This window comes from Pseudoalteromonas sp. SWXJZ94C (assembly GCF_015864385.1).
In the GTDB taxonomy this organism is placed as follows: Bacteria; Pseudomonadota; Gammaproteobacteria; order Enterobacterales; family Alteromonadaceae; genus Pseudoalteromonas.
Map to the genome: position 1 here is coordinate 78,287 of NZ_JADYXF010000009.1, position 17,586 is coordinate 95,872.

Below are 17,586 nucleotides of genomic sequence, written 5' to 3' on the forward strand. Positions count from 1 at the left end.
GTAGTTAGATACCACTATTATGCAAAAAACTATCCAACGTTTCTTTGACACGCGTTTTTAATGTCATATCGAGTGATGATTGAGCTGTTTTAACTTCACAACCGCCACGTTCAAGTGTTGGTTCTGCTATTAATTGCCAATTATTATCAGTAATCGTTTGCTCACCATAACTGGCTTTAATAAGATCGACATCTTCGGGGTGTAAATGTATTCGCACTTTCTCTTCATCAGCATTAAGTGAATCAATGCTGTGTTTAAGTGTGTGCAAAATAATATCGGGGGAGGTTTTTACTTCTTGATAAATTATTGCTTCAGCCAGCATTACTGCCAGTTGCACTAATTGTTTTTCAGCTTGGTCATCCACTTTATTAAGCGGATTAGTTAAGCTATCTAAAATAGTACGTAAGGCAGTTAACTGCTCTTCAATTAACGGTTTTACGTCTTCATGACCTTGGGTTTTACCAATTTCGATTCCTTCTTTGTAACCAGCTTCTTTGCCCTCGGTTACACCCTTATCAAAGCCATCAATATAACCTTGCTCATGCCCTTGTTTAAGCCCTTCTTCATAAGCATCTTGCCTAATGCGTTCAAGCTCAACCATAGTAAGAGAAGGTAATTCAGGCTCTTCTACCTCATCATCCATTGGCATTTCTTCTGCCATTTCTTTTCTGTATAAATCAGAAAGTGGCGTACCAAATGCAGTAGAGCGATTACCAAAACTTTTCTCATCAGGGGCTAAATCAGGCGTTGCCCAATTTTTTAGTAATTCATCGGCTTCTTCAGCATTAAGTGGGCGTCCTTTTAACTTACTCATGGTTTACAAGAACTCCTCACCGCCGCCACCGCCGAGTTGAATTTCACCAGAGTCAGATAAACGACGCGCTGTTGATAAAATCTCTTTTTGTGCTGCTTCTACTTCACTAATTCTAACCGGTGCCATTGCTTCTAAATCATCGGCAAGCATTTCTGCTGCACGTTTTGACATATTACCGAGTATTTTATCTTTAAGTGCATCATCGGTGCCCTTAATCGCTTTCATTAGTACATCTTGTTGTACTTCACGCAGTATTGCTTGAATACCACGGTCTTCTACTTCCATCAGGTTTTCAAACACAAACATTAGGTCTTGAATTTGCTGAGACATTTCTTCATCGTGCTCACGAATAGAGTCCATTAACTGCCCTTCTACATTCGTATCTAGGTAGTTCATAATATCTGCAGCGGCTTTTAAACCACCCATTTTAGCTGCTTGTGCACCGGCTTGACCTGCAAACTGTTTTTCCATAATTTCGTTTAGCTCTTGCAGTGCTGCTGGCTGTACTTCTTCAAGATTAGCTATACGCATTGTTAAATCTAAGCGAACTTTTTCAGGAAACTGAGCAATAATCTCAGCCGACTGCTCTGGCTCTAAATAAGATAATACAATGGTTTGAATTTGCGGATGCTCATTACGGATAATATTAGCAACCTGCTTAGAATCCATCCATTTTAACGAATCAAGACCTTTGGCACCCGAGCCCATAACAATTTGGTCAATAAGGCTGGCTGCTTTATCTTCACCTAATGCAGCAGTAAGTGCCTTTTTAATAAAGTCTTCTGATTGAAAACCAATTGTACTAAAGCTTTGAATTTGTTCAATAAACAAATTATGGACAGCGCTTATTTTAGCTTGGGATAAATCATCCAGCCCAGCCATAGCCATACCCACTTTTTGGACCTGCTTAGGTTCTAGGTGTTTGAGTATTTGCGCGGCATCTTCTTCTGACAAACTCAAAAGTAATATAGCAGCCTTATCTACACCATCTAGCTTATCAACATCAAATGCTGGAGGTAGTTGTTTTTGTTCTTGATCAGTCATCTTCTGTTAACCACGCTTTCACTACTTGTGATGATAGTTCTGGTTCATTAGCTACTAAGGCACGAATTGCTTTGAGTAAATCTTCGTCACCATGTAGGTCTGGTAACTGTAGTGTACCATCGCTTGAGAAACCAATTGAAGCAGAATCAAAGTCTTTATTTAGCATATCAAGCGTGTTATCGCCAATATCTACGCCAGAGCTAAGTGCATCTTCGTCATATTCTTCAAGCGTGTCATCTGGATAAATAAGACGTTTAAGCATTGGTTTAACTACAGCCATAATAAGTACAATTATAACCAGTGCACCTAAAGCAAGGCGTACATACTTCATAAACCAATCTTGTTCCCACATAGGAATTTCAATGTTTAAATCGGTTGCTTCACGTACAAACGGCACAGTTACTACTTCAAGCGCATCTCCGCGTTGCATATCAAAACCAACACCACCTTGTAATAAGCGACGAATATTTGACAATGCCTCTACAGAGCGCGGTGTCATTGTGGTTTCACCGTTTTCACCCACTTTAGGAATGTAGTCAACAGCAACCGATACACTAATTCTACGTATAACACCTGTTTGTTGGCGTCTGTGTGAAATAGTGGTGTCGAGTTCATAATTACGTGTTGCTTCTTTATGGCTTCGTGATGGCGCCGTTGCGCTACCCGCACCACCACCATCAGCAACTTCTGGTATATCTGAGTTAATTGGAGGTTGATTTGTTAATGCACCAGGAATACCTACAGCTAGCCCACCCATATTACTTTCTTCAAATGTGGTTTCGCTGCGTATTGCAGGTAGGTCTGGATTATAGCGTTTTTGAGTTTCTTCAACCGCACTAAAGTCCATGCTTAAATCTACTTGTGCCGTGTAATTAGCAAGCCCTACTACAGGTATTAAAATACTATCAATTTTTTCAAGGTACTCTTGCTCGCGTTTACGCTCTAAATCGTACTCTTTACGAGAGCGAGCAGCTAATGAGCTTTGCGAACCAGAATTTAATAAACGACCATTTTGGTCGGTAACCGTTACGCGGGCTGGCTCTAAACCTTGTACTGCTGAGGCAATCATATCAACAACAGAGTCTACCTCTTCGCGATCAAGCGAACGTCCACGTTTAATTGTTAATACAACAGTAGCCGATGGCTTTTTCTCTCTACGGGCAAATACGTTTTCTTTAGGAATGGCTAACAATACTTTGGCGCGAGTAATATTATTAAGTTCTTCTATTGTACGCGCTAATTGTTGTTCACGGCCATGCTTAAGGCGTTCACGCTCTAAACGTTGGCTTACACCAAAGCCCATGTCTTGCATTATAATATCTGAGCCTGATGCCGGACCTTGCTCTAACCCTTCGCGAGTCATTAGTAGTTTAATACTTTGATATTCACTTTCATCAACCGATACTACATTGCCATCAAGTTGATATTCAATTTGTTGTGCATCTAAAAAATCAAGCGTTTGAATAAGCTCTTCAGTTTGCATTTTACCTAAAGGGCGCATTTCTGGCTGACGAGCCCAAATAATAATAAAAATGGCAATAGCTAAACAAATTGCCAATGCAATAACGAGTGTTACTTGGCGTAATACATCAACACCATTCAAAGCACTTAAATAGCCTGATTTTTGTTCTTGTTGATCATCACTATCGCTTTGGTCAATACCGCCACCAGCAAGTGCAAGGTCTGTAGATTGATTAGATTGCGCCACAATTATTCTCCACTACCTAATTAAACAGGCATATTCATGATTTCTTTGTAAGCTTCAACAAGTTTATTACGAACCTGATATGTAGCCTCAAATGCAACTGATGATTTTTGAGAAGCAATCATTGCCTCAGCAAGCGATACACTTCTATCACCCATTTCAACTGCTTTTACTTTTTGCCCTGCATCTTGTTGCAATTCATGCACTGTATTTAGCGCATTGCTCAACATATCACCAAATGCCGCTGAAGATGTAGATTGCACTTGGGTTGGCAGTTTATTAATTTGGTTATTGCGTCCGGCTTCTAAAGCCATTGATTGCATTTCTTGAAATACAGCACTATTTTGAATTTTCATAATTTATCTCTGACACTGCAATTAACTATTACAGTTAATAAAGCACAAAGCATGCCAAATAAATAAACGATAAAATACAAAAGCTTAGAGGTAAATGTAGGAAGTCATAGTTTTGACGACCCTAAATCAGCAAGCCAAATTTAGGGTTTAAAGAGGATTATGCAGGAAGTGAAATACCTAAATCGCGCATTTGTGCTAGCTTATAACGTAAAGTACGTGGGCTAATACCGAGTGTTTCGGCTACATCTTTGCGCTTACCTTGGCAGCGAGCAAGTGTTTCTAAAATAATGCGATGCTCTTTATCTTTAAGCTCATCTTTGTAGCTACCAGTATCTGCTGCAAGTAAGCCTTGCTTAGGCTCATCTGTAGCATATAACTTTTCATCATAATAAGCAGAACTTGGTGTGTTTTGCTCTGCATTTTTATCTGCATTTTGATGTGTTACTTCTGCTGTATTTGTTACGATCGAAGTCGTTGATGACTCCATTACAAAATTACTAGAAACTAAGTTTTCGATAAAAATGGCGTGTTCGTTTATCGTATTACCCGTTCTCAATATAAGCGCACGTTGAATAACATTATCGAGCTCACGTACATTTCCGGGCCAAGCATGGGCTAATAACTTTTGTTCAGCATTTTTATCTAGATATGCCATTGGCTCTTTGCTTTTACTGATATGACGTTCAATTAAATGCTTAGCTAACACAATTATATCGCCAGGGCGTTGACACAATGGTCGCCACATCAATGGAAAAACATTTAATCTATAATATAAATCTTCTCTAAACTGATTTTTAGCAACGGCCTCTTTTAGGTCGCGATTACTGGTAGCCAAAATACGTACATTTAGCTGTATTGTTTTTCGACCACCTAAACGCTCTACTTCGCGCTCTTGCAGTACACGTAAAAGTTTAGCTTGCAGCCCTAAGTCCATCTCGGTAATTTCATCAAGTAAAATAGTACCGCCCTGCGCTTGCTCAAACTTACCAGGGCATGCTTGAATCGCACCGGTAAAAGCCCCTTTTTCATAACCAAATAAAGTAGCTTCAAGCATGTTTTCAGGAATAGCAGCACAGTTAATAGCAACAAATGGCTCATTACAACGACTCGACTTGTCGTGAATGTAACGCGCTAAAACTTCTTTACCAGACCCACTAGGACCAAGCACCATAACGCTTGCTTCAGAGCGTGCTACTTTACTTGCAAGCTCTAATAATTGAATACTGGTTGGATCGGCAACAATAGGACCATCCGTTTCTTTTAGTTTTTCAGGCAGATAACGGCTTACCATATTTAACAGCACTTCGGGTGCAAATGGCTTAGCCATATAATCAATAGCACCTAAACGCATTGCCTCTACAGCATCATCAATTGTCGCGTATGCCGTCATCATCAATACAGGTAAATCGGGATGGTTTAATTTAATACTACGCAGTAAGTCTAAACCACTCATTACGCCCATTTGTACGTCACTTACTACAAGCGAAAAAGACTCTTTTTTAAGTAAGATCATTGCTTGCTCGGCACTATTTGCTGCAACACACTCTATGCCCGACATTTCAAGTGTATCGATTAATGCTTCACGCAAGCCTGCATCATCTTCTACAACTAAAATAGTGTTACTCATAACGATTCCTCTAATTTAGTTGTCGCACGAATTGGTAGTAATAAGCTAAAACAGGCACCACCATGTGTATTATTAGTCACATCAACACTGCCTTGATGTGCATTAGCAACAGAACTAACAACAGCTAAGCCCAGTCCAGTGCCTTGGCTCTTAGTCGTAAAAAAGGGTTCAAATATTTTATCTGCTTGGCATAAATCAACACCAGGTCCATTATCGCTTACACTAATTCGAACAAAGTCTTGATCTTGCATATCGGTCGATGCACTCAAATGCACTTTTGCACCCGTACCAATCACTTGAATACTGTTATGAATGAGGTTTTGAATAGCACTGGCAATCGCGGTCTTATTACCCACAATTTGTATGTCTGGCTCTGGCAAACTTACGTCTAACTCACTTTCGTTAAGCAAGACCATAGCATCTGCGCCAGCTTTAACTTCAGTCAATAATTGCTGCATAGAAACCTGCTCAACCACCTGTTGAGTGCCACTTTTGGCAAATAAAAGCATGTCGTTTACTTGAGTTTCTAAATCTTTTAAACGCGACATTAGTTTAGTTTGAAAATTAACGCGAGATGCTTCTGGTAAACGCTTAGAGCCTAGGTTAGCGGCATAAAGCATTGCAGCAGATAGTGGCGTGCGTACTTGATGTGCTAAAGAGGCAACCATTTTACCCAACGCACTTAGTCGTTGCATATGCGCAACCCGTTTTTGTAAACGACGAGTTTCTGTTAAATCGGTCATTAAAATAAGCTGTCCAGGCTCTGGTGCCAAAGCCGTAATATCAAGCTTAATTAAACGCCCATCTTTTAAAGACACTTCGTGACCATCATCTTGATGTGGTCGAAACGAGCGCTGAATAACGTTAAACCACCTTTCACCTTCAAGCGGTTCACCCAGCATATCCATCGCTATTTGATTCGCTTTAGCAATCATGCCTTTGCCATCGAGTACAACTACGCCCGCAGGCATAGTGTCAACCAAATGTGATAACCAACTTGCTTGCTTACGCAGATCGCTTAACTCACCTATGTACTCCTCTTGAAGTAAACATGGGTTATAATGATTTGCAGAAATAAATTGTGGTTTTAACACGCTAGCAAGGGTCATAATCAAATCTCGAACTTATGTAGATACATGACCAAATGCACAATTCATACCAAAATTTATTTATATATTTATCATTTAGTTACAGATAATTTAAAGTGACATAAAAATGACGCACACATAAAGGAACACAAATGAGTGAGCAAATAAAATGCCGTTGCCCATGGCTCGATACAACCAAACCCGACTACGTTATTTATCATGATGAAGAATGGGGTGTGCCACTTTATAACGATACAAAACTGTTTGAATTTATAACACTTGAATCAGCTCAAGCCGGCTTAAGTTGGTACACTATTTTAAAAAAACGAGATGGATATAAAAAAGCATTTGCTAATTTTGATGTGCAAAAAGTTGCTGAATTTACACTCGATGATATTGAGCAATTAATGCTTAATGAAGGTATTGTTCGAAATCGTTTAAAAATTGCAGCAACGGTTAATAATGCTAAGTGCTTTATTAAAATACAAAAGGAATTTGGTAGCTTTAGTAAATACCAATGGCAATTTGTCGGCGGCAAACCGCTCGTAAGTAATTTAAATAATATTGAAGACACTCCTGCTATTACAGAGACATCAACTGCGTTTGCTAAAGATTTAAAAAAGCGAGGATTTAAGTTTTTAGGCCCAACAACGGTATATGCGCATATGCAGGCATGCGGTATGGTTAACGATCACAGTAATGATTGCTTTAGAAAAGCTGAAATTATCGAAACTTATTAATTGCTCTTATTTTTTGTCTTTATTAAATAGTATTTAACTACAAGTAATTAAAAGCTTCGCTTTTTACGCGAGCAAGCTCAGCGTCTACAGCCAAGGTGTAGACTTGTGTTTAACTTGTATACGCGAAGCTTACGTGGCGGCTGGAAATCATAAAGTGAATTGTTTAAAAAGAGGTTAAAAGACGCTGCGCTCTAGAGAAGCAACTCATAAACTGGCTATTAGTTCTCAATTACTCTTATTTTTTGCCTTTATGAAATAGTATTTTATTTTAAGTAATTAAAAGCTTCGCTTTTTACGCGAGCAAGCTCGGCGTCTACCGGTAAAATTTGACGTCGTGGTTAAATTTACTTGTAGACGCAAAGCTTGCTTGCGTTACGGGCAAAGCCCGTAAATTAACTACTCACAAATGGACAATAATAAAAACATTTCATCTTTTACGTATTGCTAATCTCGTGAAAGATTATATTTTTTCATTTTTTCGACCAACGTGGTTCTACGTACACCTAATATTTCGGCTGCGCGAGCCACTACGTAATCATAACGTTCTAACGCTTGCGTTATTAAACTAATTTCAAGCTCAGCTAGGTAATCTTTAAGCTCAATACCATCATTTGGTAATAATCCACTACCTGTTTGATTAAATTCAGCCTCAGGCTCATCGTCGTAATCACTAAAGCCGGTGCTAAATATGTCGTTAAAGGCATCTTTTTCCATTAACTCTTCGGGGTATTCAGGCTCGTATGCCTCAACCTCAATATAACGATATTTATTTGGTAAATCAGGAATATCGACCACTTTTTCAGGAAACATAATAACCATACGCTCCACTAAATTAGCAAGTTCACGAATATTCCCTGGCCACGCATGCTCTTTTAAGCTCTCAACTGCGCGTTCAGTAAATTTAGCTGTAGACCCTGTTTGGTCGTTAACACGGCGCATTAGCTCTTTTAATAACAGCGGGATGTCATCAGCGCGTTCGCTAAGTGATGGGTTTTCAATAGGAAATACATTTAAACGATAATATAAATCCTCCCTAAAACTGCCCTCTTCAATCATGGTTTCGAGATTTCGATGCGTTGCAGCAATAACACGTACATCAGCCTGAATCGCTTTAGTACCGCCAACACGTTCATAGCTTCGCTCTTGCAATACTCGCAGCAACTTAACTTGCATTTGCAGTGGCATATCACCTATTTCATCTAAAAACAGTGTGCCGCCTTGAGCAAGTTCAAATCGCCCTTTACGAGCCGATATAGCGCCTGTAAACGCACCTTTTTCGTGACCAAATAATTCACTTTCTAAAAGCTCTGCCGGAATAGCACCACAGTTAACAGGCACAAACGGTCCATTAATTCTTTTTGAAAGTAAATGCACATTGCGCGCAACCACTTCTTTACCAGTGCCCGATTCACCTAAAATTAAAACATTGGCATCGGTTTTTGCTACCTGCTCAATTAAAAAGCGAACATCTTTTACGGCGTCTGTTTCACCAACAAGTCCGTCAAAGGTTTTATGGGGTTTAGAATGTTTATGCTCGCTAGGAAGCATTCGTTGATACTGCTGGCAGTCGTGGAGTAACTGTGTTGTTACATCATGATTAAACGGCTCACAAATAAGCCCTACAACATTAGCAATGCTTAGTAGTGGTTTAAGCGTTTCACCTATTAACAAAAATGGTAATGTAGGATGGCACTTAATTAAACTTTCGTGATCAAGCGACTGCAATGCACCTAAAATTACAATGCATTCTTTCTGTTGATACTTTTTACACTCTTGTTCAAAGTTTGTTTCGTTTAATAGTTGTACTGCTTCACCAATAAAAGTGAGTGATGCATTTAAACCTATTGCGCGATTGTTATTATTATCTAAAATCAAGATCATAGTTAGCGAGCCGTACTTTCACTAATTTAATTAATTAGCTAAATTGTAAGCCAGTTCTGTATGGATGCAAGCGATAGCGGCAGTTTTTTGACATGAACGCCAAAAAACAGACGGACTAGTTAAATAGTGGTACTTAAGAATTAATCATTAAGTACTAATTATTTAACTAACATTAAAGTTACTTTATTTTAATGGTTTTTTTAATATTTAAGTAAAGCTGACATTATTAGTAAATAATGTCTAATATTAGCTTAAGTACAAAGCGATTGTGCCGATAAATAACTAAGTAAACAAATAAGTCATAAATGCTTGGCACTAATATTGCTACATTATTGAATAAGCTTTTATACAGATTTTTTGTACTGTTTTTTTATATAAGTTTTTATATTAGTTTTTACATAATTTTTATCGTTCAAATCTAGGATTTTCTCATGGCTCATGCTTCATTAAAAAAATACAGTCAAGTTCGTGCAAGTAGTATTGCCGAAATGACACCTTACGAACAAATAAACCTAATTTTTAGTAATATTATTGGTCGTTTAGCCGCAACTAAAGGGTTTATAGAGCGCAAAGAGATCGCAAAAAAAGGCGAGAACATTTCGGCCTGTGTTTTATTATTTGGTGCACTGCAAGACGCACTTAATTTAGAAGTAGAACAAGACCCTAGTATTTCTAACAATTTATTGGCACTTTACGATTACTGCCAACGCCGTTTAACGCAAGCTAACCTACACAACGATATTGAAGCAATTATTGAAGTATCAAGTATTGTTAAAGAAATTAAAGAAGGTTGGAATAACATTCCGCTAGATCAACGCAGCCCTGCGGTTTAATGTAAATTATGAACTCGCCAACATCTTCGCAGCCACTAACGAACAACTTTGAGCTCATACAAACGTTGCTTAGTAACATTGAAGTGTTAGTAAATGATGATAATGCAGGCGAAGCTCAGCCTTTTTTAGACACTTTAAATGCTAAACTAAAGCAATGGTGCGAAAGCAGCGAAGGTCCAAGCGCAGAGCAATTAGAATTAATTCAGCTGCGTATAAATACTATTTTAGTAAAAGCAAATAGCGCTAAAAACGAGTCATCTAAAGCCATTATTAAACAAAAAAAATCTGGCAAGGCAATTAAGGCTTATAAAGCAGCCAATTAAAAATCACCTCAAACAGTAAACATAAAAAAACCGTTATAAATAACGGTTTTTTTATGTTTTGGTTTAGCTATTAAAACTATATGCTATTTATATATTAAGAGTTATCTCGTACAACCCCAGGCATATTTTCCAGCTGAGCTTGAACATAACTACTGGTGTTATTAAGGCTCGCTACTAATAAATCCATCGCGTTATATTGCGCGTATAGTCGAGACGATAGCGACTCCATTTTACTGGCAAGACTTAAACGCTGGTCATCTATGTCGTCAAGTTGGTTTGTTTTGCTATCTATGCGGTTTTGAATAATACCGTCTGAGTCTGTATAAAAGCTTAACTTTTCGTCAAACGATTGTGCAAAACCATCATCGTCGTCACCTACAAAAAACTGCTGAACTAAATCTACATCCGTTGCTATTTTTTCATTGAGTGTTTCTGTATTTAGCGTTAAAACACCGTAGCGGTCTGTTTCGACACCTAATTGCGAAAGCGATAATGAGTTACCATCACCTAAATCAACGGGATTTGTTATTTCACTACGCAGCTTTGACATAACACCACGAAGTAGTGAATCCCCAGCCATGACTCCAGCACCGCCTTCACCTGATGAACCCAGGCTATTACTAAGCTCTAACAGCTCGTTGTAACTTGTAATAAAGCTATTTAAACCGGCTTCTATGTTATTATTGTTTTCGGTAACCGATATGTCACTTAAGTCGTCGTCAGTGGCATGCAACTTTTTAGCGGTAATATCCACGCCATCAATCACATTAGTAAATTCATTGGTATTACTTGATACAGTTAACGTGCCATCAATTGTTATTTGTGCATTTTGTGCAGCGTTTACTTCGGTTAAATTTGTAGTATGGTTTAATGGGTCTGCATCTGATACGTCATATGCTAAACGCGAAAGTCCGCCAGTATCGGTATTATTACCGTCATCGTCTTGTACGGTAATTGTAATTGCGTTGTCTTCGCCGGTTTCTTTACTTGTAAGTACTAAATGCTGACCGGTATCACTGGTTATTATAGTGGCAACAACCGAATCATTGCTATCACTGCCAGTAAAAGGGCCGTTATTAATTTGGTCGCGTAAATCTTCTAAGGTGTTAGTTGCCGATAAAACCGTAGAAAAGCTATTTTCGCCCGAGCCTATTGTAATTACACCCGCGCCAATGGGTTCATCGGTCGCAAATGCAGGGGATGACAACTTATGGGCTTGCGCTAATGCATCCACTTTTACATTGTAGCTACCAGGCTGGGCTTCTTTATCTGAGCTAATAGATATAAAGCTATCACTGCCTGATGTATTACGTTGCTGATAATTATCGCTATCACCCAATGCTTCCATTGAGGTTTGCACTTTTTCGAGCGCTGCTTTTAGTGCTCCGGCAGCAGAAATATCTGTAGTTATGTTACCTTCGGTAGTATTTAAACGAGCTTCAGCAGGTGCTTGTTCAGCATTAACTAGTGCATCAACAATGTCTGCTACCGCTAACCCTGAACCTAAGCCATTAAATGTAATAGACATACTTCACCTCTTTAAATACTCAAAAATAAACTAACTTAGTATTAGTAATTAGAACCGCTCACTAAACCGTTTGGTCAATTAAAATACCGGCAGATTCAGACAATTTAGAAACCAAACTTAATACTTCCTCAGAAGGATATTGCTTGATAACTTCACCGCTGTCTTTATCGAGTACTTTAATAACATCGCGGCCTGAATCTTCATCAACTTTAAATTGCAAACTTCGGTTCATTTCGCCCATAAAATCCTGCAATTGTTGCGCCATTTGTTCTAACTGTTCGCGATCTAACGGCTGAGCTTTTTCATCTTGGTTATTATTGTTGTATTGATTTTTCTGTAACTTTTGTTGATTTTGTGCATCCACCTGCTTTACATCATCAACCGCTCGCTCAGTTAAAGAGTGAGCAGCTTGCCCCACTTGCTTATCATCACCAGCAACGGGGGTCGGTAATGTTGTAATTTCTGCGTTTGAAGTAATTGTATTCATAACAGATTCCTATTTTTTTCCCTTAATTAAACCAACAATAGCTTAATTTATACCCTTAAACCACAAAAGGAGGTAGCTAAAGCCACCTCCTTGTCTTAAAAACTAATACTGACTTTTTGTACTAGCTAGCTATCCATTAAGCTATAACGTTTAACTTATTAACCTAATAAGCTAAGTGCTGCTTGTGGTAACTGGTTAGCTTGCGACAAGATTGACGTACCTGCTTGTTGCAATATTTGGTTTTTAGTCATTTCTGCAGTTTCAGTTGCAAAATCAGTGTCTTGAATACGGCTACGTGACGCAGACACATTTTCAGATATGTTAGCCAAATTACTAATAGTGTGGTCGAAACGATTTTGAATCGCACCCAAATCTGCACGCTGTGAATCTATACTAGCAATTGCATTATCAATAATAGCTAGTGCATCTTGCGAGCCTTTTTGAGTACCTATATCAACAGTATCAACCCCTATATTCTTGCTTGTTACTGGCGTATTTGCGGTGTCAGCTAATAAGACATTATCAGCTTCAACTGTAAATGTAGATGAAGAATTTAGCTGCACAGCCCCATAAATTCTTGTAGTGTCAGTAGTTGCAGTATCACCTGTCAATACAGAAGGATTACCTGATGGGGTCCCATCATAGCCTTGAGATGTAACAGTAAGAGTTGTAGCTGCTCCAGTTCCATCCCCATCAGTTGCAGTGAAGTTTTCTATTGAAATATCTTCACCTGAATCACTTGTAATATAAAGCTTTCCATCTTCTACACTAGCTATAACACCGTGTTCAGCTGTTTGTTCATTAATTTTAGCGGCCATTAACGTTTGATCATCAGCAGCAATGCCCGTTGTTTCAAATGTTATACTCTTAGCGTCACCACCGCCATTTAAACTAAAAGTATAGGTACCCGGTACAGCTACAGTGGGTGGTGTTGCTAAAGGGTCTGCAGGAGTAATAGCAGGAAGAGCACCACCTATTGTTAACTCTGCCTGGGTACGCGCTTGTGCTTTAACACCTGTTGAATCTGATACTGCATTTATTGCTTTAGCTGCATCTTTAGCGCTAGAGCCCGCAGCGATATCCACTTCAAATTCATCTCCGCCTCGACCCGCTATAGTATATTCAGTATCAGTAATATCATGAACAACACTTAAATCCGCTCCAATAATTGACGATGAACCGAAACCTTGTGTAGAGCTTTGTAAATTAACCTGCTTTGTTCCAATATCACTTGCTGCAACACTTGAAAGTGATAGATTGATCGTTTCGTTAGCATTAGAACCTACTTGAAATGCTTTAGAACCAAAACCGCCATCAAGCAACTGCTGTCCACCAAAAGAGGTAGTTTCCGCTATGCGTGTAAGTTCTGTTTGTAAAGCTGACACTTCTTTTTGTAAAGCATCGCGGTCGTCTGCTGAGTTTGAACCATTAGCTGATTGCAGTGCTAATTCACGCATACGCTGTAAAATGCTAGTTGATTCGCTCATCGCGCCTTCAGCAGTTTGCGCCATTGAAATACCGTCGTTAGCATTACGTTGTGCTACACCTAAACCATTAATTTGCGATGTTAAACGGTTTGAAATTTGCAGGCCTGCCGCATCATCTTTTGCGCTGTTAATACGCATACCCGATGATAAACGTTCCATTGAAGTTGCAAGGTCTGAACCTGAAGCTGAAAGGTTACGTTGCGCGTTTAATGAAGATACATTTGTGTTTACTGAAATCATAATAAAACTCCTGATTACTTTCGTAATGTTGCTATTTTAATTTAACCAAGAGCTGTCACAAATGTATGCTCAGCTCCGTACTGATTAAGTTAACGGCAGGAGATAAATTATCTTTAGAGGTATTTTAAAAATAAGTTGATTTATTTGTTTAATAAAAGCTAACTCATTGTTTTAAATGATTAGTTATTTAAAATTGATTTAAAATACAGTTTACATATTATGCTTTTAGTTAATTTTAAGTCTCCAAACATAAAAAACGCACTTAATAAAGTGCGTTCATATAACTAATCATCAATTAGTACAGTAACTAGCCGCCTAACAAACTAAGTGCTGCTTGAGGGATTTGGTTTGCTTGTGAAAGTATTGACGTACCCGCTTGTTGTAGTATTTGGTTTTTAGTCATTTGCGCTGTTTCGGTTGCAAAATCGGTGTCTTGAATACGACTTCGTGATGCAGATACGTTTTCTGAGATATTAGCTAGGTTACTAATTGTATGACCAAAACGATTTTGCACAGCACCTAAGTCTGCACGCTGTGAATCTATACTAGCAATTGCATTATCAATAATAGCTAATGCATCTTGCGAGCCTTTTTGGGTATCTATATCAATAGTATCAACCCCTATATTTTTGCTTGTTGCTGGCGTATTTGCTGTGTCAGCTAATAAGACATTATCAGCTTCAACTGTAAATGTAGATGAAGAATTTAGCTGCACAGCCCCATAAATTCTTGTAGTGTCAGTAGCTGCAGTATTACCTGTCAATACAGAAGGATTACCTGATGGGGTCCCATCATAGCCTTGAGATGTAACAGTAAGAGTTGTAGCTGCTCCAGTTCCATCCCCATCAGTTGCAGTGAAGTTTTCTATTGAAATATCTTCACCTGAATCACTTGTAATATAAAGCTTTCCATCTTCTACACTAGCTATAACACCGTGTTCAGCTGTTTGTTCATTAATTTTAGCGGCCATTAACGTTTGATCATCAGCAGCATTGCCCGTTGTTTCAAATGTTATACTCTTAGCGTCACCACCGCCATTTAAACTAAAAGTATAGGTACCCGGTACAGCTACAGTGGGTGGTGTTGCTGCAGGGGCTCCAGGAGTAATAGCAGGAAGAGCACCACCTATTGTTAACTCTGCCTGGGTACGCGCTTGTGCTTTAACACCTGTTGAATCTGATACTGCATTTATTGCTTTAACTGCATCTTTAGCGCTAGAGCCCGCAGCGATATCCACTTCAAATTCATCTCCGCCTCGACCCGCTATAGTATATTTAGTATCAATAATATCATGATCTACATTACCAGCACTTAAATCCTCTCCGATAAGTGACGATGAACCAAAACCTTGTGAAGAGCTTTGTAAATTAACCTGCTTTGTCCCTATATCACTTGCTGCAACACTTGAAAGTGATAAGTTAATCGTTTCGTTAGCATTTGCACCTACTTGAAATGCTTTAGAGCCAAAACCACCATCAAGTAGTTGCTGCCCACCAAAAGATGTAGTTTCTGCAATACGAGTTAATTCTGTTTGTAAAGCTGATACTTCTTTTTGCAGTGCATCACGATCATCAGCAGAGTTAGAACCATTCGCTGACTGCAGGGCAAGCTCACGCATACGCTGGAGGATGTTTGTTGATTCATTCATAGCCCCTTCAGCTGTTTGCGCCATTGAAATACCATCGTTGGCATTACGCTGAGCAACCGCTAAACCATTTATTTGCGATGTTAAGCGGTTTGAAATTTGTAGGCCAGCGGCATCATCTTTTGCGCTATTAATACGCATACCTGATGATAGGCGCTCCATTGAAGTTGCTAAGCCTTCGCCAGATTTAGATAAGTTACGTTGTGCGTTTAGTGACGACACATTAGTATTTACTGTTAATGCCATTTTACCATCTCCTAGGTTTAAACAGAGTGTGGTTCAACACGATTTAACAGGAACCACTATTCAATAATTTCTTGTTATTAGAAAAAGCATTTACTGTGCCAACTTTAAATTATTTTTAAGTGATTGTTTTTAAATATAAAAATAGAGGTTGTTGAATAGTAAATAAAGAGTGAAGTTATTTGGAAGGGAGTGACAATTTTTTGCCGCAATTTTTTGCAAGTTATTGCCGCGATTTTGTAGAAAAAATTGCCGCTTTAAAGTAGGTAAAGCGGCAAAGTATTTCTGATTATATGTAATCGAATAATGAAAGGTTTGATAAGCGACCAAACGTTGCTTGAGATGCTTGCAGTGCAGTTTCTTGTTTTGTTAGCTCACTGATTGCCGCTGCCATATCTACTTCTATTAGGCTTGAGCGATTACTTTGGTTTTGAATATCTAGGGCTGCATTAGAATCAGTTACCCTATCTAGTGCATTCATACGCCCACCTAAACTGGCTTGTGTAAACACCACTTGTTCACTGGCGTTTTGCAGTTGTACAACACCATCGGCAAGCACTTGTTGAAAGTCATCGCCTTCAAGCGTGGCATCATTTAAGCCTGTAATAAGTGCTTGTAGTGTATTAAGTACGTTTTCTTTTTCTGGTTTTTCTAGGCTAAAATCGAGTTGACCTGGTGCAGTACCCTCAAATTCAATTTTCATTCCAGCAAAGTCTATTGGTTCGCCGGTAATATCACCTATCACGGGAGGAGAAAGCGATACGCCATCATGCTGAATTTCATATTGATCCGGATCGGTTGCTGTTGCGCCCGCTGTAATAACAACGTTATACGTATTTGCTGTTGCTGACGCTGTTGGATCTGCGTTGTAATTAGCTTGATGAAATTTATCAAACTCAGTTTGACCATCAACATAAACACTTGCTGCTGTAACAGAACCCGAAACATTCGCGGTGTTAGATTCTACATCCAAACGCGCAGCCGTTTTTTCAAACGTATCAAAGCCGTTATCACTTGATTTTATTGAGACACCTTCCGCTATGGTTATTTGATGAATACCTTGATCGCCATTATAAGTGTACTCACCCAGTGTTGAATCAAACTGATAAGGTTGCGTGCTGTCTTGGTAGCCTGAAAATATGAATTTTCCGTCTTCTGAGCGGGTGTTCATTAAATTAGCTAACGTTTGTTGAATGCCACTCAACTCTGATGCAATCGACTTTAGATCATCTTTGGTGTAAGCACCATTACCCGCTTGTAATGCCAGTTCCTGTGCTTGTTGAATATTAGTATTTATACTCTGTAATACGCTTTCTTCTGTTTCTAGGCGACCATTAAGCTGATTAATATTTTTTGTGTATTGCTCGTTGGTTTGTATTTTATTTGAATACAGCATTGCTTGTGAAATATCTGCTGGTGCTTCAGACGTTGTTAAATATTTTTGACCTGTATTAACTCGTTCTTGTGCATTGGCTACACCTTGCTGCCCGTCCAGTATTTTATTAATACTGCTTTGATACATTAAATTATTTGATAAACGCATAA

Annotated in this window: 15 protein-coding genes; 3 read left to right on the forward strand and 12 right to left on the reverse strand. The window is 38.8% G+C overall.

All coding sequences use genetic code 11. From position 1 onward, the window contains the following. Positions 1 to 4 precede the first annotated feature (4 nt). The 6 genes from fliH to I6F65_RS05790 form a co-directional block, all read right to left on the reverse strand. A complete protein-coding gene (gene fliH, locus I6F65_RS05765) occupies positions 5 to 814 on the reverse strand; it encodes a flagellar assembly protein FliH (protein WP_166108945.1) in 810 nt (269 codons plus the stop codon). 3 nt (positions 815 to 817) lie between these two features. Continuing rightward, positions 818 to 1,858 carry a flagellar motor switch protein FliG gene (gene fliG, locus I6F65_RS05770; protein ID WP_197111928.1) on the reverse strand — a complete coding sequence of 347 codons (1,041 nt, stop codon included), beginning with the start codon at positions 1,856 to 1,858 and terminating at the stop codon, positions 818 to 820. After that, the gene (gene fliF / locus I6F65_RS05775) at positions 1,851 to 3,566 is read right to left on the reverse strand and encodes a flagellar basal-body MS-ring/collar protein FliF (protein ID WP_166108943.1); all 1,716 of its coding nucleotides are present in this window, start codon (positions 3,564 to 3,566) and stop codon (positions 1,851 to 1,853) included. Before fliF ends, fliG begins: the two co-directional genes overlap by 8 nt. A 20-nt stretch (positions 3,567 to 3,586) precedes the next feature. Then, positions 3,587 to 3,919, reverse strand: a complete 333-nt coding sequence (gene fliE / locus I6F65_RS05780) for a flagellar hook-basal body complex protein FliE (RefSeq protein ID WP_024610564.1) — start codon at positions 3,917 to 3,919, stop codon at positions 3,587 to 3,589. Between the two features lie 157 nt (positions 3,920 to 4,076). Further along, positions 4,077 to 5,546, reverse strand: a complete 1,470-nt coding sequence (locus tag I6F65_RS05785; RefSeq protein WP_197111930.1) for a sigma-54 dependent transcriptional regulator — start codon at positions 5,544 to 5,546, stop codon at positions 4,077 to 4,079. After that, positions 5,543 to 6,655, reverse strand: a complete 1,113-nt coding sequence (locus I6F65_RS05790; RefSeq protein WP_197111932.1) for a PAS domain-containing sensor histidine kinase — start codon at positions 6,653 to 6,655, stop codon at positions 5,543 to 5,545. Before I6F65_RS05790 ends, I6F65_RS05785 begins: the two co-directional genes overlap by 4 nt. A 131-nt stretch (positions 6,656 to 6,786) precedes the next feature. Here I6F65_RS05790 and I6F65_RS05795 point away from each other — a divergent pair, with 131 nt between their 5' ends. Then, positions 6,787 to 7,374 carry a DNA-3-methyladenine glycosylase I gene (locus I6F65_RS05795; RefSeq protein WP_197111934.1) on the forward strand — a complete coding sequence of 196 codons (588 nt, stop codon included), beginning with the start codon at positions 6,787 to 6,789 and terminating at the stop codon, positions 7,372 to 7,374. Between the two features lie 444 nt (positions 7,375 to 7,818). Here the strand turns inward: I6F65_RS05795 and I6F65_RS05800 are convergent, their stop codons facing one another. Further along, positions 7,819 to 9,255 (reverse strand): sigma-54-dependent Fis family transcriptional regulator, encoded by a 1,437-nt coding sequence (locus tag I6F65_RS05800; RefSeq protein WP_197111935.1) that lies wholly within the window; start codon positions 9,253 to 9,255, stop codon positions 7,819 to 7,821. Between the two features lie 431 nt (positions 9,256 to 9,686). Between I6F65_RS05800 and fliS the strand changes: the two genes are divergently transcribed. After that, the gene (gene fliS / locus I6F65_RS05805) at positions 9,687 to 10,088 is read left to right on the forward strand and encodes a flagellar export chaperone FliS (RefSeq protein WP_197111937.1); all 402 of its coding nucleotides are present in this window, start codon (positions 9,687 to 9,689) and stop codon (positions 10,086 to 10,088) included. An 8-nt stretch (positions 10,089 to 10,096) separates the two neighbouring features. Continuing rightward, positions 10,097 to 10,411: a hypothetical protein gene (locus I6F65_RS05810; protein WP_197111939.1), complete on the forward strand. Its 315-nt coding sequence runs from the start codon at positions 10,097 to 10,099 to the stop codon at positions 10,409 to 10,411. Between the two features lie 94 nt (positions 10,412 to 10,505). Here I6F65_RS05810 and fliD read toward each other — a convergent pair whose 3' ends face one another. From fliD to flgL, 5 genes are all read right to left on the reverse strand, one after another. Then, positions 10,506 to 11,939: a flagellar filament capping protein FliD gene (gene fliD, locus I6F65_RS05815; RefSeq protein WP_197111941.1), complete on the reverse strand. Its 1,434-nt coding sequence runs from the start codon at positions 11,937 to 11,939 to the stop codon at positions 10,506 to 10,508. A gap of 61 nt (positions 11,940 to 12,000) precedes the next feature. Next, the gene (locus I6F65_RS05820) at positions 12,001 to 12,426 is read right to left on the reverse strand and encodes a flagellar protein FlaG (protein ID WP_197111944.1); all 426 of its coding nucleotides are present in this window, start codon (positions 12,424 to 12,426) and stop codon (positions 12,001 to 12,003) included. 158 nt (positions 12,427 to 12,584) lie between these two features. After that, positions 12,585 to 14,153 carry a flagellin gene (locus I6F65_RS21975; protein ID WP_269435952.1) on the reverse strand — a complete coding sequence of 523 codons (1,569 nt, stop codon included), beginning with the start codon at positions 14,151 to 14,153 and terminating at the stop codon, positions 12,585 to 12,587. Between the two features lie 307 nt (positions 14,154 to 14,460). Next, the gene (locus tag I6F65_RS21980) at positions 14,461 to 16,044 is read right to left on the reverse strand and encodes a flagellin (protein ID WP_197111946.1); all 1,584 of its coding nucleotides are present in this window, start codon (positions 16,042 to 16,044) and stop codon (positions 14,461 to 14,463) included. A gap of 286 nt (positions 16,045 to 16,330) precedes the next feature. Continuing rightward, positions 16,331 to 17,584: a flagellar hook-associated protein FlgL gene (flgL, locus tag I6F65_RS05835; RefSeq protein WP_197111948.1), complete on the reverse strand. Its 1,254-nt coding sequence runs from the start codon at positions 17,582 to 17,584 to the stop codon at positions 16,331 to 16,333. Between the last annotated feature and the right edge of the window lie 2 nt (positions 17,585 to 17,586).